The following is a 22,643-nucleotide window of genomic DNA, read 5'->3' as shown; positions in this document are numbered from 1 at the left end:
AAGCGCCTGGGCGGCGGGGCCGGATTCGCACCAGGCTTCAATGTCGAACGTTCGGGAGGCATTTCGGTGAAGCAGTTAGCGAAATACGGCCGCTCGGCGGCCTTTTGAAAGGGCGCCTCTCTTCGTTTGAAGGTTTTGATCGTCCTTTCGGTCGAACCATTAGCCCGGCGCCCGTTCCGGCACTATCGGCCGCTTAAGTAAGTTGCGTAACAAGAGCTCGTGTAGCGCAGCTCGGCTCTCATTTTGGTCTCGCGGTTCGACGAAGGAGTGACTTGAGATGAAAAAGGCCAGGGAAAACGCCATCGGTAAGGTGACGCTTTCGATGACCTACGAGGAAGCGCGGGACGCCGTCGACAAATACTTGAAGACGAACTCGCGCCGGTACCTCGACATCCTCGAGAAAGCGAGCGACGTGGTGGAAACCATCCGCCGCGGCTCCAAAGGCATTCTCATCGCCGACGCGTACACGCGCGCAAAGAAGCAAGGCGGCGAGGAGTTTAAGGACCGCGCGAAGATCATCCACAAACTGATAGAAGGCCGGGCTGCGGACGCCAACTTTCGGATCGACAACATCGCCGACATGGTCGGAATGACGGTCGTAGTCTTCTATCCGGACCAGATCAACGCGTTCATCCAGGTCTTCTCGTCGGAAGCCAAGAAGGAAGGCTTGTTCCTGGACAAGTTCAGCGACGGGAAGATCAGCAAGATTCATAAGGATCGCGGATACCACGCCACCCATCTTCGCATCGGGTACAAATCGGTCGATACGGAAAGATTGAGGGTGGAGATACAGGTCAAGACCATGCTTCACGATGCGTGGGGCGCTAAGACTCACGATCTGACCTATAAGCCCATCGGCGACCTGGACCCGCGACTGAAAGCTCTGATGGAAAGCTTCGGCGAAAGCCTTCAGGCGATCGAGGTGCAAAGCCAGACGCTGCGCGACTCGATTCTATCGAGGGTACAACTGATGCATTCCAAGCGGCGCGATGCGAGGTTGGAGCTGATGTCCAAGCTCACCCGCCATCGCATCAGCTCGCCGGAGGGCAGTGCGGCTTATGATGGGTTGATCGCACGCATCAAGATGGACCATGTCCACCTTTCAACGTGCGCGGCGCGCGATGCGGACTTGGCGGACCTGCTCGCGGCAATCGAGCGCCTCGAAGAGGTCGGCGTCAATGCAAAGGACCGCTTGAAGCTGACGGTTGCGTTGGCATCCTACCGAGACGACGGCATCCTCGACCCGCGGATCGACGACGCGATCGATGCCTGGAAGAAGGAAGAGCGCGATGAGGGGGTCGCTGAGCCGATCATGCAGGTATGGATCGAAAGCTCGGCACTGTACCAGACCAATCGGGTCTCGGACGCGATCGCCATCCTGCGACGATTTTTGGCCGAGAATCCGATCGACGAGCGGACAGCGGTGTTGGCCAACAACCTGGCTAACTACGTCACCGAAGTTTGCCTGGATCGGCCGAAACTCGACAAGGACGCTGAACAGGAGGTTGCGGCGCTACTTACTGGAATTGAGCCTTTCATCGACAAATTCGAGCGCACTGCGTATTTGAATACGAAGGGCGCCTATCTGGTGGTGTTCGGGGACGAGAGCAAGCTCGATGACGGACTCGACCTCATTTGGGAGGCATCGAAGCTGCTGCTGTCATCCGGGGAGGCTGGGCATGGTTACTGCGAGCTCTATCAGGCTCACGGGTGGCGGCGCAAACTGCACCTATGAATACTACCAAGGGAAGATAGGACGACGAGCCATATAGCACCTTTTGTTCGAACCGGAGGGCAAGCCCCGTTTGGGCTTGTCTCGATTCACCTCGAATGTGGCGACCTCGACTCTACAAGTCAACGCGCTACCAAGGGGTTAACCCCTGTTTGTTAGAGGTTGTGTGCGGCTAAGCACACATCCTCGATCTGTCTAAACGATACTCTCACGCGCTGGCGAAACCGTGACGACAGTTTGTCCTGCGACAGCGTGACAATCACGTCGGCGCGATGTTGTTCGATCGAAGCTAGATCGCTGCGAAGGGATGTCGAGGCATTGCGACCCAGGCTTGCCCCAAGAATTTTCCTTAGGTTTCTCCGGGAAAGGATCACACCAAATAAGCCACTGACAATATTGGGATATTTGGTTTGGGGCACCGTGGCTCGAACCTGGGACCCGCTGATTAAGAGTCCTGAAGATCAGCAGTCTCAACAAGGTAACCGCAAACCAGAGCGATGAAGGCCCTTTGATAATTACCGGGAGAGCAAACCGGGATCATAGCGCCCATAGGCATGACGGCTTCCGGCTATCGCATCGATCTGGGCTCGAGGCCGTGCTCCCGGAGAACCTTGTGCATCAGCTCGCCCTTGATCTCACGTGCGATTTCGCTGAGGATCTGTGCTCCGACCATCCGCCGGGCATCAACATCATCCGTCAGGCCATGCTCCGCGAGCCGCTCGTTCAAGCGCGTCGGAAACTCATCTTCCAGCGCATCGGCAAGCCGGTCCTGCATAGCGGCATGATCATCGGGGGCGATTCGCCTCACCACCGTATCCCAAGGCTCCCAGCTCGTTGCTAGAAAATCCTCCAAACCCGTCGCTTCCTGTTCCCGCACCGACGTCTCTGCCCTGGCAACGTCCTCCGGAGTGACGTCAGAGAGATTCAAGAAGCGCATATCCGGGGCGATGTGACGCAGTTCCAGCCGATCCCGTAGCTGGGTCTGATAGGCAAGATAGACCTCGATCTCGTCGATATTGGCCTGCGGGTCGGCACGCCGAAGCGAGCTGACCGTCTCGCGTGCGATGTCGTCAAGCGCCCCCAAACGAAACATGACACGGCCATGTTGGAGCAGTTGGTCGAGCCGATTGTCATAGAGCCCATCTTTGACATCAGCGTTCAGGCGTGCGGTCTGCATGCCGTTCCAGGTCAAAGTGATGCGATCCTCGCAGGACGCAGTCGCTCCATTAGCCAGCTCGAAAAACTGCTTGCGCAGTCGCGGCCTCATCGCGGCCTGTAGCAGATTCTCGGCCACCTGGTCGCGGAACGCCTGATGACCATAGTTTACGGTGCCCGCAAGTCTTTCGAGAAACAGAGCAAAGTCCTGCGCACCCGGCTCTGCGGCGAAGCCCTGCCACGCGTCCACTGCGCGAGGCTGGTCCGCGAGCCAGTCCGCGACAACCTCGTGCAGGGGCCGCGACTGGTGTTCCATCGGTTGTAGCGACATCGACAGGAAGACCTGCGGGCCGGCATAGTCCGCGCCGCGCGTGGCTGTCGCCAAATCGGTCAGCACCGGGGCCGGTATCGGATTAGACCGCAGGTCGATGCTGGACGCGCTGCCGAGCTGCGTCAGCACGGTCGCGGGCAGGCCGGTCAGCTGGTTGTTACTGGCGCCGAGCATTTCAAGGCTGACGGGGAGTGTCTCGGGCAGATTGGTCAGCCGATTTTCGCTGACGTCCAGGTATCGAAGTCTGGCCGGAATGTCGGGCAGGCTTGTCAGCTGGTTGTCGCCTGCGTCCAGGTACCGCAGCCTTGCCGGAAGATCGGGCAGGCTCGTCAGCTGATTTTCGCTGACATCCAGGCGGCGGAGCCTGGCAGGAAGCTCGGGCAGACGGGTCAGCTGATTATTGCAGGCGGAGAACTCCTCGATCGTTGCCGGAAGGGCGGGCAGATCGGTCAGTTGGTTGCCATCGACAGTCAAGCTGCGGAGCCTGGACGGCAGCGCTGTCGGCAGGCTGGCCAACTCGTTGGCCATGAGGTGGAGGTGCCGGAGCCTGCTAGGGAGGGCGGGCAGACTAGTCAGCCGGTTGTCAGAAGCGTAGAGGTCCCGGAGTCCGCCCGGAAGCTGGGCCGGCAGACTGCTCAACTGGTTACCGATGACATTGAGGGTTCGGAGCCTGGGCAGGAGTGAGGCTGGCAAGGCAGTCAGGGACAATGACGACAAATTCAGCTCGTCTCTGACATCACCCTCGTCCCGCCATGCCCTCGTCCGGCGGACTCCCTCTTGCCTATTCTCGCCTTCGCCCTGCCCCTCTTCCGCTGCCCAGCTCGCCAGGGCGCTGTCCTGCGATGAGACGAGGTCGGCGGCGGCCGCTCCTGTGGCCCACCGCGTCAGGGCTGACGCCCACTGGGTTAGGCACGAGGGGGACTGCCCGGCGGCCCCCGACGTTGGCTCGGTGCTTTCGGATTCGGAGGGTATGCCAGCGCGAGTCTGGGCCTGTTCTGTATTCATTGAACTTCATGACATGTTTGGTCTCAGCCGATAAGGCGGCTCTTTCGGCTAGATCGAGACGTTCGCATGCTAGGAAGCTCAGCTGTCGATAAGCTGACGGGGTCAGGTTATCCGATCGCCTGCGGCCCTACTTTGGCGCCGAGCCCCAAAGGAAGCAGATCCGTATCATCCTCATCCCGATGACGCTCGCATCATCGATGGCATAGTCAATAAAACGCTGAGCAAGCTTAAAAAGAACGAGACTAACAAAAGGAAAGCTGCCTGGACGGCCAACATCAACGGAAGTTTAGTGCCGGCTGCAACTAAGAAGAAGGGGAGCATGCGCGAGCCGACAAAGATCGGCGGCACGAGCCTTTGCAAATTGGGTTATCGGCAACTCGGCGGCGAGGACGTCCGCTCCCCGCGATGAATTGCAAGCAAGCTCAGCCGAGGAACTGACGGCGAACCACATGCTGTAGGCTCAGCTGCTGTGGATGCGAAGCCTCAAGTATGATCTCGCCTCTGTGGAGCCCTATCGGAAGTCATAAGGAACTGTTCGTGGTATAGTGAGAGCTTGCGGATGACGACGGCGGCCCATTCGTGTCTAGCGGCACTCAAATATCGTCGGCGCGAGAGTCTCCCCGATAAGGATTTACCGCGATGCAGCTGTGCCCATAGCGGGGCCGTCGTGCTTCGCTCGGCGCAATACGGCAACATTGGGTGCGGTTAGCCGACTTTGCCCAGCAAAGGATGCGAGCACGGCGCTGTGGGGAGAATGCCTCTAACAGGAGCCCGGCGAGCGCCGGGCGGTGTTGGAGCGCCTTCGCCGAGCCTTGCATGGCATCTCGACGAGGGATCATGATCGGATCCCGGTGAGAAAATGATCGGCTTCGCTTTTAAGGTGATGGCTGGTTCGGGCAAGCACATTGGCAGACCTCAACACCTGCGACGATGATGCACCTGTGATAAACGCCTTCTGCGCGACCTGCCGGATGTTGCCCGCGACAGTCATCGACATCGCGGCCGCATGCTGAATATTTTGGGCAATATCTTTCGTGACTGCGCCCTGTTGGTCGGTCGCCGCGGCAATCGCTGATGCAATTTGTGAGATTCTGCTAATGCTGTTTCCGATGTTTGTGATGGCGCTGGCCGACTCCAGTGTCGCTGCCTGAATGTCAGCAATCTGCTGTCCGATTTCAACGGTCGCGTTCGCCGTCTGAGTTGCTAACGACTTCACCTCGAGCGCCACAACTGCAAAGCCGCGGCCGGCGCCGCCGGCACGCGCGGCCTCGATTGTTGCATTGAGCGCCAGAAGGTTGGTTTGCCTGGCAATCGCTGCAATTAGGTCAACCACCCCACCCACTTTTGTTGCAGCAGCCGATAGCTGCTTCATCCGGCGATCCGTTTCTTCAGCCTGCCGCACGGCTTCGTGGGCGATTTCCGTTGATCGCGCGACCTGCCGGCCGATCTCGGAAGCGGACGCCATCATCTCTTCCGTTGCCGCAGCAACCAGCTGAACATTGGCTGACGCCTCCTCCGATGCCGACGCAACGTTATCAGAGATCTCCCGAGTAAGCTGTGCCGTCTCTGTCAGCTCCCGAGCGGAAGCCTCCAGTTCGGTCGATGCGGAAGACATCGTATCAATGACGCTGCTAACGGCTCGTTCAAATGTGCCGGCCAGCTCGCCAAGCTCCGCCTTGCGCCGCTTCGCGGCTACACGATCCTGCTCTTGATTCGCCGCAAGTTCCTCTTGCAATTTTTCCTTCGATCTCACCTTAAACGCTTCCATGGCCTGAGCCATATCGCCGATCTCGTCTGAACGGCCAAGACCCGGCAGCGTGACATCGAACTGCCCGGCCGCAAGTTGACGCATCGCCTCGCTCATCCGAATAATAAGCCTTGCCAGCTTCTGACCGACAAGCACCGCAACGAAGCCGATCCCGAGAGTGGCAAGCCCGATTGCCCACCCCAAAGCCTCTCGAAGGCGCGACGCACGTTCTTCAGCAGAGCTAGCGCGAGCGTCCGCGCCTGCTATCGCTTTCAAAAGAAAGGGACGATTCCGACCGTAGATTTGGACGAGATCGTCAACTTGGTCGTCCAGCGCCTGCTGCGATACAAGAAACGCAAGAAAGCTCGATCGATAAGAAGCAACAAGCTTCTTCAGCTCACGCTTGGATTCCGGGGCAAGTTCTGAAGCAGCAAGTGCGGCCTCGAATTCGACGACGCGCTTTTCCAGCTCATCGCCATACCTCTCCTCATGACGTAGCATGAAATCCTTTTCATGCCGTCGCATCATCAAGATCAACATCGTCAGGTGCGGCTCATTGAAATGTGCAAGTCGCGCTTCTGCCTGATGCACGGCTTCGCGAAGCTTACCTTGGAGCCCATCATTTTCCGTGAGCCCGAGCACCCGCTGCGCGGAGACGACGTTATTAAAACGAGTCGCATAAAGGTTGATTCCGGCGCGAAGGAACTTCACGTCTCTCAGGGGATCGCCCTCGGACGAGGAAGCGGCCCGCTCCTCGATTTGGCCAAGGTCCGCCAGTGCATTATTGATGCCCTCGGCTTGCCGCGCGACCACGGCTTCGTCGCGCCTGCGCAAAAACTCCAACGCCAGCTGCTGCGATTCAAGAAAGGCCTGAGAAAGAGACGTCAGATGGGCGCGAAGATTGGCGCTCTCGCTTACTTCACTCTGCGCCTTCGCAAGATAATTAAGTCCGGCAACGCAAGTCGCGCCAGTGACAAGCACGCCCGCGATCCCCAAAAACACAATCTGAGTTCGGAGGCTCGGTCGAAACCGACGAAGGACCGTTGATCGGAGCCGTTTCGCGATTGTAGGGGCGGTCATCAGACTTCCAATTGAATATGAGATCATTTCGCGAAACCCCTAGTTTTGATTAGTTACATAAGATTGAACTCGGTTGTCATCCGAATCATACATGCGCGAATAGTTGAGAGATGGCCACGCACTCTGCAGCGTAACAGTAATAACGCGACGCATAAATTCTGCAGTCTGCTACTCACGCCCGCAGGATTCGCGCGCGGAATGGCCCATCACAGTTCCGCGGTGAGAATCGTGCCGCGAGGCCCAACCAAAAAGATATTTCGAAGACTCTGCCGTTTCGTCTTTCGAGTGTGCCCCCCGACGGATCGATCGAATATCAGCTTGAAGCCGGGTCGTCCGCTGCCGGAGGGCTCAATCCGCACTTGACTAGTGCGCTGGTCCTTACCTGAATGGAGCTCGCATTCGATCGTCCTGGAATTCCATTAAAGCAGCAGCGATGAAGAGCGTGGGACACTCCGGCGGTTTGAGTCGCCAATCGAGTACGCGATGGTCGACCTGGCTTCCTTAGGGCCAGTCGAACGATCGGCGACGGTCTCGCGCTGCTTCCACTTCGCAACAGTCTTTCTGGTTGATCCCGTAGCGCTTGACGAGACCTCTCAGGCTCTCTTGACTATTTTGTATTGCTCGGACGGACTGCCTCCGTCGTGGTGGCGCAGCCGTGTAAAACCTGTCCCATAGCGCATCCTTCGAATCGTGCGATAAGAATGCACCATCAAAGCTTGGGACTAAACACCTAGTGCGCTGATGCCGAGGATGTTCAATGCGCCAGGGAGCGTCGGTGGTCGCCTCCCACAATCTAGGCGGAAGCGTTCATCCGTACGCCATAGAGAGCGTTAGAAGGACGATCCATTCTTTGAATGGCGGCTGCAGAGGAATTTCGCAAGCGACCTTGTCTTCCTGTACTTGTCGTGCGCCTCTCGCCATCGCAAGTTCAATGTAGATTTGACAAACGACGCGCATGATCCTGAATGGACCACACGCGCATGCAGATCTCCTCCAATCTGGGCGCCTCAATTTAGGAGTTCGGTCGCACGAAAGCAGATCGCGTAGAATAGGCGCCCGTTCGAGGATCGTCCGATCTTCGCCCGACGGCGGACTGTCGAGGCTATGCACCACTGCATTGCTCTTAAGGCCTTGGCAGGGTCGCGCTTATTCTCCTCTTTTCCGAGTAGTAGCTTTTCCGATCGTCGCCTATGACATGCGTATAGAGTGGGCGTGTAGGAATTGGCCGGCCTGTAAACCGGATGGTATATCGGCAGGTAGCCGGCCAGCCTGGTTTTGCCCAAGGACACGATTGCCCGAAGACGAACCACTCTCGTGCCACGTTAGCAACTCGGCGAGGACGCCGGTACGACCTTCGTAGATTGTTCGGATGATCATCTGAAAATCTGGATTCCGCTCCGCCTCGAGGAGAGCAATCCGTTCCTGTAAGTTCCGGTTCGCGCTCAATCCGCAGTCTCGAACGCCATCACGAACGTCTCGACCAATTTGGCCACTTCTGCAGCTTCGCCAGGCGTGATCTGGCCCGACGCCACCCCGCTGAGAATTGCGCCCGTTGCTGAGGCGGCTTCGGCGGCATCTTTGATTGCCGGCAAGTCGAAGGTAGCCGGTCGGTCCTTGCGGGGCGTGGCACTACACGGAATTTCAGATCGAGCGTGAGGGCCGCCATGCCAATCCTTTGAACGGGAAAATTGAAGGCGTCCAAAATCGCCCAAGAATCAACAAAGGCCAAATCTCACCAAAGCCGTCCTTGCATTGCAGATACGGAGTCAACCGACGCAGTCGCTTGGCTGCGCAGAAAACCAGCGCATCCCAAGTAATGTGGGCCGACTTTAGTCATAACAGCGCTGCTAATATCGACCTCACATTTGCTCGGGGCCAACATTGTCATCGCAAGAAATTTGCCCGCCGCCGGTTGCTGCAGCCGATCGGGATCTGATCTTCCTAGTAATTGAGCTCCATCGTGAGCTGTCCGCGCACTACGATGCGGCGGCGTCGGTTTCGGCTAAGCTCGAGGATGGTGCCGAATTTGCTGCCGCCGACGAAGTCACCGGCCAAACGAACCTGGCTCTCACGGAGCATGCAAATGTGCTCATCCGTTCGAAGCCAGCCACGATCGCGGGCGTGATCGCTCTGACCAGATACGTCGCTGGCCTGCGGGAATGGGAGCTGCCCGATGATGATGCGTGGCACCGAGCGTTCTTAGAAGGGCTGGCGGATGCGATCGATGAGATCGGCATGGCGCAGCGGCGTCGGCACATTGGAAATTGAAAAAAGGACATAGAAATGCGATTTTTCATGTTTTTGTTGATCGGCATAATCGGCTTAGCTTCGGTCGAAACCGTCTCAGCTCGCTCCTGCACCGAGCAAGGGGCGCTGTGCGTGAGTTGGGCGAAAGCAAACGTTCCTGGCGCGGCAAGGCAAAGCGCCGCCATGGGGATATGCCGTGAAGAAATTCCTAAATGCAGAGCGCGTTGCAAGGCCGGCAACAAATACTTCGTCGGGATCGGCGGCTCTAATCAATATCCAATTGATATCTGCAATTAGATCGAACCCAGAGGCCGCCCTCAGTTGGCGGCCTCTTTCATTTCAAGCCGCTAGCAGCACCCACAAAGTCCGGGCACAAAAAAGCCCCCACCCGGGCCCTTTCGGCTCCAGATCACGGGGGCGGAGGTCCAGGGAGGTGTCGTGCCTGCGCATCGCCCCGGGGTCTGCCGGCACCGAAGGACAGGCAGTTATCCACGGCGCGGGCATGCGCTGCGCAGGAAAGCTGCCCGCTGACCGAGCGGTCTGCAGTAATCTCGCGTCAAAAAGCGCTTATCGCGTACAATGGCAGCCTGCCACGCGACATCCTTCCTGCTCGCCGGTCTATCCCGCCAGGTGATCGGCGGTCGCGAGGCCCGGTTAGGATTCGTCTCTGTTGCCGGGCCTCGCTTCTTCGATCCACCATCAGATGTAGAAGAATAGAACCGCCGTCGCGATCGCGAACAGCAGCGAGCCAATCCATACATTCCGGCCCCAGTCATCGGGGGCGAGCACCCCGGATGACGCAGATGATGCCGAGGACCGTAATGGAGGCGCCGAGAAGCAGGACGGGTTTGCCGACAAACGGTGTGATGCCACTACCACATCAAACGCGAACTCAGGCGCCGCTCCGCCATCGAGCCCGCGATCGGCATATGAAGACCGACGGACACCTCGGCCGCGGCCATCTCAGGGGCCGCGACCGCGATGCGTCTAATGTCGTCCTGACCGCCGTCGGCCACAATCTTCGCCTCGTCCTCCTGGCTGAAGCTTCTGGCTGCACCTAATCCTGAACGCTTTGATGCAGCTGCTCCCTCCACACCCGCGCTCAAACCAGATTCTTAACGGACGACTTTCTACTCCGCGGGTCGCAGGTTCGAGTCCTGCCGGGATCGCCATATCATTTTCTCACTCCAACGTTTTCAATCACTTGCTGGATATTTTGGCTCACCGGATTGATTGGTGAGCCAATTCCCGTTCCCGATACGAGCTGACCAGCCTGGGCTGCCATCCGCTTTCGGTTTGCTTCCTTGGTGTAGACCTGGGCTTGAGAGATCGAGGTCCACCCGAACCACGCCATGAGCTGGTGATCACTCGCGCCCTGCTCTGCCAAATACGTCGCCGCCGCCTTACGTAGACCATGGGATGTGCAGCGCTCGGGCAGCTTCGCGTCTCGGCACATCTCGCGAAACCAATTTCCGAATCCGGCAGCGGTGAACGGCTTGTTCTGATGCGTCACTAGAAAAGTCAGATTCTTCTTGTCACCAGGCATGGCGTCGATCGCGGATTGCAGCCGAGGCATGATGGTGACTTTAAATGGCACACCCGTCTTCTGTCGTCATGATGCCGTTTCGGATGTGCTGGCGCCCCATCATCACGACGTCGCGGCGCGATTGTCCCGCCTGCAGCAGTAACTCATAGGCAAGACGCGCGCGGCTTCCGAGTTGGTGATGCTCTTCGAACTGAGCGCACTCGCTACTCTCCCAAGTGTGCCAATCCTTCGTTTTCAGCTTCGTCAGCTTCACCTCGGACAAGGGATTCGCTTTCACGGGCTTGTGCGCGAGGCAATAATCGACGAAGCCGCGCATGGCTTTGCGCCAGTTGAGCTGCGCTGCTGGTGTCTTCCCTTTGATGATGTTCTGCAGCGCCACACCGTGCATTGAGGCGACGCGCTTGTCGCCGTGATCATTGCGGAATGACTCGAGGATGGCCCGGCGATTGCTCCGAGTGGTAGGCGCTAGCGCAGCGAAGGCGCCGCTCGCGTAATAGCCAATAAGCGCGGCGTTGACAGTGCCCTGTACTGTCCGCTTTGCGCCGATCTCGATCGGCTTGGCGTCCGCATTTCTTGCGACCTCATACGCCTCCATAAAGGTAGGCGACCAAGGAAGCACGTCCTCGGCCAGGTCTAGACGCCTCTTCTTCTGTCCGGGGTGGCGATAGTAGTAGACCAACTTGCCATGCTAGGTCTTATAGCCGTGACAGTGCGGAGGCAGCCCTCGCTTCATTGAACCCAGTCCCATTCGTTCACGTTGCCGAGTTCACCTTGCCCGATCGGCTGACCGGCACACACGACAATATTGCCCTGACGATCGATTTCGATTCGTTGGACTGCGATGCCTGCTTTCATTGCGCCCCTTGACGCAATCTTGTGCGCTGATGATGACGTTCAAAAGGTCGTCCCTGTCGAAACTATTGTCCCGCCGACCGCTGGCTGAATACTTTCCGTCGGAGACCTCCTCGACGTAGGTCAGCAAATGTAACAGTCCGGCCAAGGTTGTTGGAACGCTAGTGGCAAGCTCGCCCCGCGCTTCGGCCTCTCGGTCGCCGAACAATTCTTCCTTTATCGGATCAGGATCGAGTGTCCCGGGCACGACGTCGCAAATGGCGGCCGAGTAGTCTGCGCTCGCGATCTGATGAGTTTCGATCGCCGCAAGAATTGGATCGACGCTGACACGGTTGGCGGCCAAAACGCCTGCTCGCGGAGATACTTTTGCGAGCCCGCAAATCATCCCGACGGGATTGCCGTCATGGATCCAATCGAGGCTTTGACCATGCGAGCGGAAGAATTCTAGGGCTTGATGATACGCGGCCGCGTCCTCATCCTCATCTGCAAACGCGGGCCCGTGGACCTGCCGGCGGAAGTAATCCAGGGCAAGCGTCGCGCCCTGCTCATCCATTTTCCACACTTCGCGGATGTAGCATGTGCGTAGGAAACCCACGATTTGCTCGACGCGAGCCAAGATGGCTTCATTGTCGGTAGCAAGCGACCCATCGATGCGGGCGCTAGCGACGGTTGGTGCGGCAGTGGTGACTGCCGCGGACTAGACAAACATATTCATGAGGACCCTCCTGGTCATTGATAGCCGCCCAACCTCGTTCGAAGAATCCGCGGACCCGGAGCTGGGTTCGTCCCGCGTTCTGGAGGGCTGGGATGCATCTGTACCGCTGGTGGGAATCAGGGGAGGGCTAGACAATCTTGCGGCGCCTGGGGCGCTGGCAGGGCGTTCTGTCATGGTTTTAGGCTCGCGGTCTTAAACCGGCTTCTCAGGGCCGGGCGCCAGCGGCGGGCTGGCACCGGGAGGCTGAGAACACGTCGCGAGAACGTGCGCCACGGCCTTCACCCGAAGGCTGTTTTATCTCCGCAAGGGTATTGCGGTGCCGTGGCACTCCCGGCATAGTGAGCCCGTCGCAGCCCACGGCAAATGGCCGCGTCGTATAGTTCAGCGGGACATGATGGCCCGGCAAGGCCGATGGCCTGCCTATCGCGGATGAAGCGCAATCCCCGGCAAGGGACCGCTTCGGGAGTTCTCAGGCTCCGCGAATATCCCACCAGTGATTTGGTTAAAAATCCACCCCCAACCGGGGTCGCCCCCAGGAACAAGCCCGCTCGCCGGGCATTTCTGATTCGCTTCGACGAACGGTCCCCCGCCCTACGTCGAAGCATCCCCAAAGCGGCCTCCGCGTTGCCCCGCGCGGCGGCCGTTCAATTTCGGCAGAACGCCATGCGCTACATTGCCCATGCAGTCGATTTGAGGGGCGTCTCGCTCGCGATGTATGAGATCGAGGGCGCCGACGAGGATGAGCTCCGACGTCGTGTGAGGCCACTGTTAGAAGTACATCCCGCCATTGAGGTCTGGGATGGGCCAAGGCTGGTAATGCGGGTAGCTCGAGGTCAGGCGAGCGAGACCAAAGGCCGGGCGGAGGTCCCACCCCGCTAATGCCTCCACGGGGCGCTTCGGCGCGCGCCCTCTTTTTTCCGAGGATTTTTCCTCCTACGCGAGCTTTGCTGGCTCTACACTGCCCGCAGAACGGAGAATGGCCCGTGAACCGGCTGGCACTGCCACACTGGCTCATCATAGCGGGCGCATTGCTGGTGCTTGCCGGCCTAGTTGGGCTTGTGATCCGCCGCAAGCAACCCGCGGAAGTCCAGGACGATCCGGCTGGGACGCCTAGACCCGAGCCGCGTTCCCAACTGCCACCGCTGCCGGATAGCTCTGGGCCACGGAGGAACCAGCGTTCGATGTTAATCGATGACGAACCCCCACCAGGTGCCCCACCGACATCCGACCACTGATTTCATCCCTGTTCAGGGGCGCTTCGGCGCGCGCCGTGCACAGGATGCATATTTTTCCCAAGTTACGACCATTTACGCGCGCAACCTATTGATTTCGCGCGCCGGTTGCGTTTGGATTGGCGCGCAAATTTGGCCGGGGGCCTATTCAATGAAGAAGACTTTAGCTGCGTCGCCCTGGGCGGCTGCGGACTTGCCGCGCGGCAAGAGCGCGAGCAGCAAATGGCTGCCGCAACAGCCGCGATGCAGCGGAGCTTCGAAGACTGCAAAGCGCAGTTTCCCGAAGGCACCAAAAACATGATCGAGAAGAACAAGTGCAACGCCACGGCTGCACTGGCGATCAGGCCGTTTACGACCTACCCCGACCTTTTCGATAAATATTGGGCAACGCGAGCTGTCATAGCAGAGCGCGTGCAGGCAGGTAAAATGACCATTGCGGAAGCCAACCAAGAGGCGACGCAAACTCAGTCCGACATCGCAGCGGAAGAACAACGTCGCAATCTTGCAAATCGATCGGTTGGCGCGCAGGAATCGGCGGCGGCCGCAGCGTGGCTCGCCTCTCCATCGGTGGTGGTCGTTCGGCGGTAAAGGATATCGACTGGCAGTCATGGTCGGGGGGCTTCAGTGAAGTAGATTTTAACTGCGACGGCGGCTTGCGCCGCTCTCGCGACGTCGGCCTATGGCTTGGCGCCGGCACCGACCGCGCCCAAGCCTGCCGCCGAGCCTTCGGGCTATTGTCGGTCAGCAGCGCAGATTCTTCTCCAGGGCGATGGTGATGCAGAGATTGCTGCCGTGGCCCGCAGTTGCCGCCGCGGCGACATCATCGCCATCAACACCGGGCGCAGGGCTCGGTTTTCCAAGTAGGGCGCCTGTGCGATTTCACTAAGTCGGTAGTCGTCATGGGCGCGCAGACGCTTTGCGTCTTGCGAGCTGACCGTGGTGGTCGATGAGAGAGGGGAGTCGAGCGAGAAAAATGACTGAGTCGACGGAGAATACAGCCGATCAAACTGAAGCCCCCTTAAAGTTGTCAGAGTTTCTGGAAAGCGTTCCGCCGAATACTCCAACCAAGATACCCGATCTCTTCGCTATCGTTCAGCGCCAAGGCAGCCTCAGTTTTATCTATAATTTTGAGCTGCCAGATATCCTAATTCACTGCCCTAATGAGATCTGCAACGGCCCCAGGATTTTTCGATGCAATGAGGACAGCAAGGTCACCCTCGCGGGTGCACTGCACTACCGCTTTTTCAACTATCTGTGCTCGAATTGTCGCAGCTCGCGAAAGACCTTCGCCGTTCGGCTCTTTGTAATTCAGCATACCAAGGCCGGCTCCCTGACAAAGCTCGGCGAATCTCCGCCTTACGGGCCGACTACGCCCACGCGGTTGCTGAAATTGCTCGGTGATGAGCGCGACACATTTTTGCAGGGAAGGCGGTGCGAGAACCAGGGCCTGGGAATTGGGGCGTTCAGCTATTATCGGAGGGTGGTTGAGAACCAGAAAGCCCGCATCATAGATGAGATCATCAAGGCCTCAGCAATCCTCGGTGCGAAGCAAGAAACGATTGATGCTCTGGAAGCTGCCAAAACCGAAACTCAATTCAGCAAGTCTCTTGCGCTGGTTAAGGATGCCATCCCACAGGCCCTCCTGATTAAGGGCCACAATCCCCTCACGCTCCTGCACTCCGCGCTCAGCGATGGATTGCACGGCCGCTCGGATGAGGAGTGTCTTGAGATCGCGCATGACGTGCGGGTGGTGCTCGCAGAACTATCGGAGCGGCTTAGCCAGGTACTCAAGGACGAGGCGGAGCTCAGCACTGCGGTTTCCAGGCTTCTCAAGCAGAACAATTCAAAATGACCGGGGCAGCTTGCGCTTCCCCACTGGTTGTGACGAAAATAGCATCCTAATCAACCTTTGGAGCTACGTGCCGTGACGTTGGACCAATTCTTTAAAGTCATCGAAGAAAGTGAAGCCTCTGACTGGACCTCCATTGGTCGCCCGGTCTTCGCGCAGGACATGCAGCAGGTATCCGGCGGAGGCCAAACCGTTCCGTGGGTCGAGATCGATGAGCACCATTCGTTGATGAGCTTCAGGAAGGACTTGAGCATTTCAATCGCCACCGGGTTAACCCATCGCGAGGAGTTTTTTGAAGACTGGGCACAAGCGTTTCCAGACAAACACGCATCGTCGGACTGGGTCGACTTTCGCTATAACGGAGTCCCGGTTTTTCGTGCGTTACGAGTACTTGTTGACGGCGGCCGTGCCGGCCTTCCTTGCCCGCCTCCGGGTTCAGTGGAGGTGCCGCAGCGGCAATATCAAATCTATCGGCTGATCGATGAAGTGATCGGCTCAGGGCGGATGTTCGACTATTTCAATCGTGCTGGCCTTCAGACTGTCGCGCTGCATTGGCCAACTTCGCAGGACTGAGTGCGAGCAAGCCGCCACAGACACCCCCATTTTGCTTCGGAGCTTTCAGATGACGCGCATGATCATAGTTGTTCGGGAGGTGGGCAAGCTGAACCCGGAGTACTCTTTGGAATTTGACCTTCCGGAAGTTCCGAGAGTTGGCTCGTACATTTCCATCAACCGGCCCGATAATCCCGAGCCTTACAGCGAGGACATGATCGTTGAAAAGGTTTGGTGGCGCCTCCACCATCCAGAGACGCGGGCAGGTGTTTCAGGCAGCGACCCAGCAAAAATCGGCAAGCTCACCGAAATATTTGTCGAATGCATCCAGGCTACAGGGCCATGGTCCAGCGATCGATGGAGAGACATGCTGGACGCTAGGCGAGAACGAGGCGCCGAAATCCCGCAATTCGACGTGGCCCGAGTCCAGGTTCGACAGGACGCGTTTAAGAGCAAATAGTGGTGCCTCCCGGCCATAGCGTCCCGCTCATCGACCGCGTGCCAGTTGATAACGACGCTATGGCCACGGCAATTACTAAAGTTGCAGCAATGAAGCGCCCGATCGATCATCTTCGCGACTCTGCGATGTCCATGGAGGTGGGACCGCCCGGAGGGCGCATTACGGAAATGGTAAAGATTGGCGAGCGCCTTCACACTGTGAAGACCGATTCGATTTACCGGATCATGCTGGCTGACGAAATTGATCCAGGTCGCACTAATATCAATGTGCCAAACTCGCAGCAGAAGGTTTTAGATTACGGTTCCGACTCGCCGCTGGTAGCCAAAACGCTGCTGACCGCCAAACAGCTTTTTGAGAAGGGTTTCCTCGATCCCGACTTCGAGTCCACGAAGGCAATCGAGCTAAGCTTCGAATGCTTGAAGAATTTGGCCGCGATGTTCGACCTTGCAGCGGAGTTCAGCAGGCAGGATGATGACGTAGAGAGTCGGCTTGCAGAGTTGCAGATCAAGGGCTGTTCTCTAGCGCTCCCATCGGCACCCAACGTAGAACCGCGCTGCAAAGAGTTCATTCAACGAGCAGATCACGCGCTCCAAGCACTCTTTGCAATTGCTTCCATGTTCTACGGAAGCAAGTTTAAGGGATGGTTTGAGGGCCTTGCGGAAGAAATATCGCGGAAACACAAGGGCGATACCCAATACGTTGGGCTGACGGCAGACGTAGCGAATTTCTGCAAATCAATCAGGACCACTCGCAACTGCGTCGAGCACAGGAAGCCAAATGAACACGTCGAGGTTTCTGATTTTTCTCTAACGCCAAATAACGAGGTCGTTCCTCCCACAATTGCCGTGCACCACCCCAAGTTTACTCAACCAAGAATGCCAATTTCAGCATATACGTCTCAGGTCACTGAGCATATTGCCGATACATTCGAGATTCTTATTGCATTCATGTGTTCGAGAAACATTGATGCGTCGGTGAAGATTCCTGTCCAAGTGGTAGAACTGCCGGAAAACCAACGCAGCCATAAGCTTGTTAAGTACTCTTACGGGATGGACGGTGGGAAGCAGATTATCCCCGTGTCGTGACGTGCTTACCGATACCGTGCCCCTCCACTTGGCCCATGAGACGATGATTGGCCCTTACCATAAAGATGGACCTCTGAAAGTTCGTGCCCAGAAGAACACCTGAGAAATAGCTGTCGGACGACTCGATGATGCAGACGATCTACAACTTGCCCCCACAATGGATTCGAGAGTTGACCGATGAGGTCGCCTTTCTTCGCGGCCGATACCCTATAGCCCTATCTGCGATTTGATGATGCCGGCCCCGATGTTCACAAGAGCGGGCAACGTCATAGCGCCAATGGCCTTACCTTTCTTCTTGACCTTCCGCCAAATCGTGTCGTCGCGGACCGTTTCCACAAACTCGTGCCCCTTATACGTGAGCCGTCGCACGCTATAGATTACGTGGACAAGGTCTGGGTTTTCATTATCAGGAACACTACTAATACTGGCTTCAATAAAGCCCGCGTCCTTAAGCTGAACAACATGGTAGCCAATCTGATCCTCTGTCCAGCCATCGATCTTAATGCTGTCTAGATCAGAGATAGGCCGCGTCGCATGCTCCTCGATATGCAGCAGCAATTGCCGCACCAGATCAACTTCCAACTTCATGTCAGCCCACCGAATCCCGCGATGAATGCTGACAGTATGACTCGGTTTAGCTGCAGTCGTCATGCACTAAACGCTCCGCACGCCGCCACCCGCCTTGCCCAATCCATCGGCTTCGGCCTCACCGGCTTGCCAGCCTTGTCCTCCGGCCAGCTGTGCACCGCGCGTTGCGTGACGCCATCGCGCGTGACCGTCGTGAGGGTGGGATACACTCGAAGCTTCGCCATCATCCAGCGGCAGATGCGGTCGGGCTGCGACATTGAAAATGCGATCGAAATCTTGGCCGCTATGTCTTCGATGTTGTTGGAATGGATGAGCAGCGCCGCGTCGAGTTCCTTAGCCCCGCCGATAACTTTCGACAAAGTCAGTACGCCGGCATCGCTGCCATCCTGCGCTGCAACCTATTCTTTCGCTACGAGATTCATACCGTCACGGAATGATGTTACCAACGTGACACGTGCGGCGCGGTAGAGGGCGGCGAGCACAGCCTGAATCTGAGGCTTCGTTCGTGGCGGATCGGCCTCCAGCCGTCCGCGCCATGCCGAGCGTTGATGTCCTCGACAAGAGCCGCGACATCGCTCTGATAGTCATCGTAGCTCTTGATGCCGGATCGTGAGGTGGTCGCGATCTGCAAAAACGAAATGCTGCGCGATTCCTCGTTCAGAAGGTGATCGATTGCCCGAACGCGATGGTCGAGACCCTTGGTGTAGTCAAGCCGGTCGACGTCGACGGCAAGTTTCTCACGATTGAGACCTTGCAATAGCAACAAGGCATCGGCATTCGACAGCATATTGTGCAAATCTATCTGTATCTATGCCGATCGGAAATACTTGCGATCTTGTCACCCGGCTATTGCGGGAAATTACCACACCATTTTCATCAGGCGTGAGCTCGAAATCGGCACGGAATTCTGTCGGTTCTCGTCGCCTGAAAGCCCATTAAATCATAAGCGAGCATCGCCTAGGCCCCACCCAAATTGCCCCACAGTAGCAGGGACCGCCTCAAGTCCGCCTGTTTTTGGTTGATTGACGTCGCCACCGGCAACCCGGTTCGATACGATGACGAGATTCACAAGTTATCCTTCCCGTCTGATCTGCCGTTTTGCCGGCCATCGATCAATTTGCAAAGGTTGGCGACCGAAGATTTCCGGCCGGACCGCCGATCGGGCTCGGTGCTTTCGTGTGCACTCGGCTGGGATTAGATGTAGCGAGCCGCCTCGAGGGCGCCCCACGCACGCCCTGCTCAGTCGCTAGACGAATGCGTCTAGCCCGCGTCCACCGCATCAACGGCTTCGTCTAACGAAGCAACTTACCCGCGGCCACGAAGTATCGATTCTACACAGACAAACGGTTTTAATTCTTCGGTGAGCGGCAGCCTGGTCCGATATCGGGTCGATCGATCGGCTTTGGGAGCCGATGGTTCTGCTGGTGCAAATTGCGCTTGCTTCGAATATCAACCTTCGCCGCGGGAACGACAGTTTACGCAACGCGGAGCTAAAACGGCTACCTACCAAATTTGGTATGGGACATAAAGACGCGTTTGCATCGTGCGACCGAAAGTCTGTCACGCCAGAGAGATATTGGTGGGGACGAAAAACGTCTTGGCAGGTTTCATGCCCGTTCTTGTAAAACCCCGCGCACTAGGTCTGTTGACCAAATGCGAGCGTCGTCCTCCTGGGGCGAACCTCATAAATTCGGTCTTCGCGATGTTCGACCTCGCCAACCCGCGCGCAGATCGTTTGCTGGGCGAGCAGGACCTTTGCTCATGGCCGCGAAGGAGATTCCGCCCGCCCCCCTCTCGACATCGGCATAATCAAGCCACAAGCCGAGGTGTTCATCGGCGGACGCGGCGGCACTTGAGGGACGGCCAGACAACCACGTCCACGTAAATCTAGGCATTCGTCGAACCGTGCCGCGCGCCACCGCCAAGTTCGCGCACGCAACGCTACAGCTATTGAGCCGCAATGCCGACACTTCGCCGTGAACACCGGACCATACGTTGATGCCGTCATTCGAAAGCTGGATGGGGCGGCTCACTCAATCTGTCTGGCCCGCCGCTCCTCCCGCAAGACCTCTTTCCCGAGTTCAAGGCGGCCTCGGTAGTGACCGTCGACATGACTTTCATCAGCAACCTAGCCGCGCAACCGTTTCTCAGCACCGCCATTGCATCCCGCGTCAAGGCTGCCGGTTGCCTGCTCACCTGAAGCGAGGCGTCAATACATGGTCGATGAACTGGATCTGCGAACCTTCACGCCACATCCGCAGCGCGACGCTGTGCTCCGCGAAGTGCACGCGCGCCCCTTCACGCGCCTTGTTTCGCCGTTCAGCGTGATCCACTTCGCTTTTCTTGCACAGGGCGAGGCGGCCACAAGCGACCGCTGCCGTTTTATCGATTTTTGCCTCGAGCGCAATCTTACGCCGCCTGAGCAATCGGCGAAACTTCATCAGATTGTCATCGGTCCCGCTACGTTACGCTGGGAGCAGCATTCGGAATTTACAACCTTTACCTGGATCTGGACTAACGCAAATTGTTCTGCCGCAGACCAATTTGACAAAGTTGATGGGACCGTCCGATCGCTGATCCGCGCGCTGCGTCAGACCGGACAGTTGCTGGTCGCGATCAGGCTAGAAGTGGAGCGGGACAGCTCGCCGACCAGGCGGGCCGAACAGATTTTTGACAAGAATAGCCTGGCCATGGTTGTCACAAAGAGCGGCACAGGCGTTGCCGCTTCAGACTTCCGCGTAGACGAAAAAGGCTTCACGAAAATACTCGTCTGCGACCTCGGGTTGACATCGCACGATCTCGGAGCGCTGGTGCAGCGGCTTTTGGAAATCGAGACCTACCGTCCATTGGCGCTGCTTGGCCTATCGGCGGCCCTTGAGCTTGCACCATCTGTTGATCGCATCGACCGCCGTCTTGTTGAGGCGCTCGAGAAAATGCAAAGCGGTGAGGGGCTGCAGTTCAACAACCATCTGCTTGCCGAGCTGACGGCGCTGGCCGCATCCTTCGAAAGAGGCGCGACCGGCAGCCTGTTTCGCTTCGGCGCCAGCAGGGCCTATTACGAGCTGGTCCAATCGCGACTATCCATCATTGAAGGCAACGATGTCTCGGGCTATCCAACCTGGTCGTCGTTTCTGGCACGCCGCATGGCGCCGGCGATGCGAACCTGCGCCACTGTGGAGGATCGTCAGGCCACTCTGTCGGTCAAGCTCGCGCGGGCCGCCGACCTGTTGCGAACCCGGGTCGACGTCGAAATCGAACGACAGAATCGTGACCTGTTGCAGGCTATCAACGAGCGCGCGAGACAGCAACTTCGGCTGCAGTGCACGGTCGAAGGATTGTCGGTCGGGGCGATAGGATATTATGTGGTCAGCCTGTTTAGTTATCTTGCCAAGGGCGCGCATGATGTCGGACTGCGAGTAGAGCCCTCGTTCCTGACCGCAGCCTTCGTGCCGATCGCGGTCGGCGTGATCTGGCTGGTGAGTTACAATGTCCGAAAGCGACACCTCAAGCACAACGACGAGCCCTCGGTTACTTGCGACTAAAGCTCCTTGAGGGAATCGGTGCCTCCGTCCTGCGAAGCTCGCATGGTCGGGGTGCGACGCTGCCGCAAGATCGCGGCCGGCTCCTGCGCAAGGTAATGCAGCCGGCGAGGCATTGTGGATCGGGTCAGTCGCCGTTGCGACGGCTGAGACGGGGCCAGATCAGGCTGAAGCCCTCACCTTCCTCATCCAGTGTGGAGATCGGGGCCGCCTGGTCGAAGCACTCCAACGAGGGCCGCGATTATCTAGGTCTGAAGCTCGACGATCCGAGCTTCACCGCTCCGATCTTCGCCAACCCCTCGATGGTGATCGACAGGCCGGAGGCGATCGACGGCGAACAAGGGGCCTGACAGCAAAGCAGCAACTTTCTTGGCTAGGGCCAAGAATGATGGCCCAGTCGGCGGGGAAGAAAGTTGTGACGCCGCTGTTGCGCCTTATGCGGTTGAGGCGTCAGCCGTCCTTCGGGCTAGATCAATCTATCGAAGAGGCCGTTGGTGCGCTCGGCCTGCAGAACTGACAAGGAGAACGCGGCAAGTTCGACCGCACCGCGAGGCCGGCAACTGAGTTCGATGGTGACAGGCGCTTTGTCCCTTCAGCAACGGACGGATTTGGGACCGTGATTACACATCGGCCGCGCCGCTCGTTCACATTTATTGTCGCCGTATCCATTGAGATGCGACCGCTTGGTCCATGCCTCTATGATCACCGTGACGAATCCGGGGCGCAAGCTTGTTGATCGGAGCTTCAACGGCCAGCCCGCTCTCGTTCGAATTCCGACGGTGAGGACCGCGAGCATTGCGGATATCTGGTGCGGTCCCGCCCGTCGACGCGACGCCTTCAGTGGCGCAATCATTGCCGGGCAGGTCCAGCTACGGCCATTCCAGTGAAGCGGATCAACGCTGTGATGCTGAGGGCAATGGCGCCCACG

Annotated in this window: 17 protein-coding genes and 3 pseudogenes; 11 read left to right on the top strand and 9 right to left on the bottom strand. The window is 58.0% G+C overall.

The annotated features are described in order from the left end of the window. Positions 1-277 precede the first annotated feature (277 nt). The gene (locus WN72_RS10805; RefSeq protein WP_092220213.1) at positions 278-1,735 is read left to right on the top strand and encodes a nucleotidyltransferase family protein; all 1,458 of its coding nucleotides are present in this window, start codon (positions 278-280) and stop codon (positions 1,733-1,735) included. A 565-nt stretch (positions 1,736-2,300) separates the two neighbouring features. Here the strand turns inward: WN72_RS10805 and WN72_RS10800 are convergent. From WN72_RS10800 to WN72_RS10790, 3 genes and pseudogenes are all read right to left on the bottom strand, one after another. Next, positions 2,301-3,746: an NEL-type E3 ubiquitin ligase domain-containing protein gene (locus tag WN72_RS10800; protein WP_244553997.1), complete on the bottom strand. Its 1,446-nt coding sequence runs from the start codon at positions 3,744-3,746 to the stop codon at positions 2,301-2,303. A gap of 1,312 nt (positions 3,747-5,058) precedes the next feature. Continuing rightward, positions 5,059-6,951, bottom strand: a complete 1,893-nt coding sequence (locus WN72_RS10795) for a methyl-accepting chemotaxis protein (protein WP_167381165.1) — start codon at positions 6,949-6,951, stop codon at positions 5,059-5,061. A 584-nt stretch (positions 6,952-7,535) separates the two neighbouring features. Further along, positions 7,536-7,723: pseudogene (locus tag WN72_RS10790) on the bottom strand (IS481 family transposase); the annotation flags it as partial. 1,208 nt (positions 7,724-8,931) lie between these two features. Here WN72_RS10790 and WN72_RS10785 point away from each other — a divergent pair. From WN72_RS10785 to WN72_RS10775, 3 genes and pseudogenes are all read left to right on the top strand, one after another. Further along, positions 8,932-9,318, top strand: coding sequence for a hypothetical protein (locus WN72_RS10785; RefSeq protein WP_092220207.1), 387 nt, complete (start codon positions 8,932-8,934; stop codon positions 9,316-9,318). Between the two features lie 15 nt (positions 9,319-9,333). Continuing rightward, a complete protein-coding gene (locus tag WN72_RS10780) occupies positions 9,334-9,594 on the top strand; it encodes a hypothetical protein (protein ID WP_143130836.1) in 261 nt (86 codons plus the stop codon). Between the two features lie 582 nt (positions 9,595-10,176). Continuing rightward, a pseudogene (locus WN72_RS10775) lies at positions 10,177-10,331 on the top strand (transposase); the annotation flags it as partial. A gap of 140 nt (positions 10,332-10,471) precedes the next feature. Here WN72_RS10775 and WN72_RS10770 read toward each other — a convergent pair. From WN72_RS10770 to WN72_RS10760, 3 genes are all read right to left on the bottom strand, one after another. Next, the gene (locus WN72_RS10770) at positions 10,472-10,894 is read right to left on the bottom strand and encodes a tyrosine-type recombinase/integrase (RefSeq protein WP_143130835.1); all 423 of its coding nucleotides are present in this window, start codon (positions 10,892-10,894) and stop codon (positions 10,472-10,474) included. Further along, the gene (locus tag WN72_RS10765) at positions 10,884-11,522 is read right to left on the bottom strand and encodes a hypothetical protein (protein ID WP_143130834.1); all 639 of its coding nucleotides are present in this window, start codon (positions 11,520-11,522) and stop codon (positions 10,884-10,886) included. The genes WN72_RS10770 and WN72_RS10765 overlap by 11 nt, the downstream gene beginning before the upstream one ends. An 87-nt stretch (positions 11,523-11,609) precedes the next feature. Continuing rightward, positions 11,610-12,311, bottom strand: a complete 702-nt coding sequence (locus WN72_RS10760; protein WP_092220201.1) for a hypothetical protein — start codon at positions 12,309-12,311, stop codon at positions 11,610-11,612. Between the two features lie 1,553 nt (positions 12,312-13,864). Here WN72_RS10760 and WN72_RS10755 point away from each other — a divergent pair. The 5 genes from WN72_RS10755 (at position 13,865) to WN72_RS10735 (ending at position 17,588) form a co-directional block, all read left to right on the top strand. Continuing rightward, positions 13,865-14,230, top strand: a complete 366-nt coding sequence (locus tag WN72_RS10755; protein ID WP_244553996.1) for a hypothetical protein — start codon at positions 13,865-13,867, stop codon at positions 14,228-14,230. A gap of 385 nt (positions 14,231-14,615) precedes the next feature. After that, positions 14,616-15,494 carry a hypothetical protein gene (locus WN72_RS10750; RefSeq protein WP_092220226.1) on the top strand — a complete coding sequence of 293 codons (879 nt, stop codon included), beginning with the start codon at positions 14,616-14,618 and terminating at the stop codon, positions 15,492-15,494. Positions 15,495-15,566: 72 nt separating this feature from the next. After that, positions 15,567-16,064 (top strand): hypothetical protein, encoded by a 498-nt coding sequence (locus tag WN72_RS10745; RefSeq protein ID WP_143130833.1) that lies wholly within the window; start codon positions 15,567-15,569, stop codon positions 16,062-16,064. A gap of 49 nt (positions 16,065-16,113) precedes the next feature. Further along, a complete protein-coding gene (locus WN72_RS10740) occupies positions 16,114-16,503 on the top strand; it encodes a hypothetical protein (RefSeq protein WP_092220195.1) in 390 nt (129 codons plus the stop codon). A gap of 59 nt (positions 16,504-16,562) precedes the next feature. Next, positions 16,563-17,588, top strand: a complete 1,026-nt coding sequence (locus WN72_RS10735; protein WP_092220193.1) for a hypothetical protein — start codon at positions 16,563-16,565, stop codon at positions 17,586-17,588. Positions 17,589-17,795: 207 nt separating this feature from the next. On the opposite strand, the gene WN72_RS10730 is transcribed toward WN72_RS10735, so the two are convergent. The 3 genes from WN72_RS10730 to WN72_RS10720 form a co-directional block, all read right to left on the bottom strand. Next, on the bottom strand, positions 17,796-18,239 hold the full coding sequence (locus WN72_RS10730) for a DUF2513 domain-containing protein (protein WP_092220191.1): 444 nt from the start codon (positions 18,237-18,239) through the stop codon (positions 17,796-17,798). After that, on the bottom strand, positions 18,236-18,535 hold the full coding sequence (locus WN72_RS10725; RefSeq protein ID WP_143130832.1) for a hypothetical protein: 300 nt from the start codon (positions 18,533-18,535) through the stop codon (positions 18,236-18,238). The genes WN72_RS10730 and WN72_RS10725 overlap by 4 nt, the downstream gene beginning before the upstream one ends. A gap of 80 nt (positions 18,536-18,615) precedes the next feature. Next, the gene (locus tag WN72_RS10720; protein ID WP_092220187.1) at positions 18,616-18,963 is read right to left on the bottom strand and encodes a trehalose-6-phosphate synthase; all 348 of its coding nucleotides are present in this window, start codon (positions 18,961-18,963) and stop codon (positions 18,616-18,618) included. Positions 18,964-20,392: 1,429 nt separating this feature from the next. On the opposite strand from WN72_RS10720, the gene WN72_RS10715 reads away from it, so the two are divergent. Then, complete coding sequence (locus tag WN72_RS10715) at positions 20,393-21,718, top strand: DUF3422 family protein (RefSeq protein ID WP_092220185.1); 1,326 nt, start codon at positions 20,393-20,395, stop codon at positions 21,716-21,718. 191 nt (positions 21,719-21,909) lie between these two features. Then, positions 21,910-22,065, top strand: a pseudogene (locus WN72_RS10710) (DUF736 family protein); the annotation flags it as partial. Positions 22,066-22,643: the final 578 nt, after the last annotated feature.

Source organism: Bradyrhizobium arachidis (genome assembly GCF_015291705.1).
Taxonomy (GTDB): domain Bacteria; phylum Pseudomonadota; class Alphaproteobacteria; order Rhizobiales; family Xanthobacteraceae; genus Bradyrhizobium; species Bradyrhizobium arachidis.
Note: the sequence above shows the minus strand (reverse complement) of the source record. Positions and strands in the feature narration are given on the sequence as shown.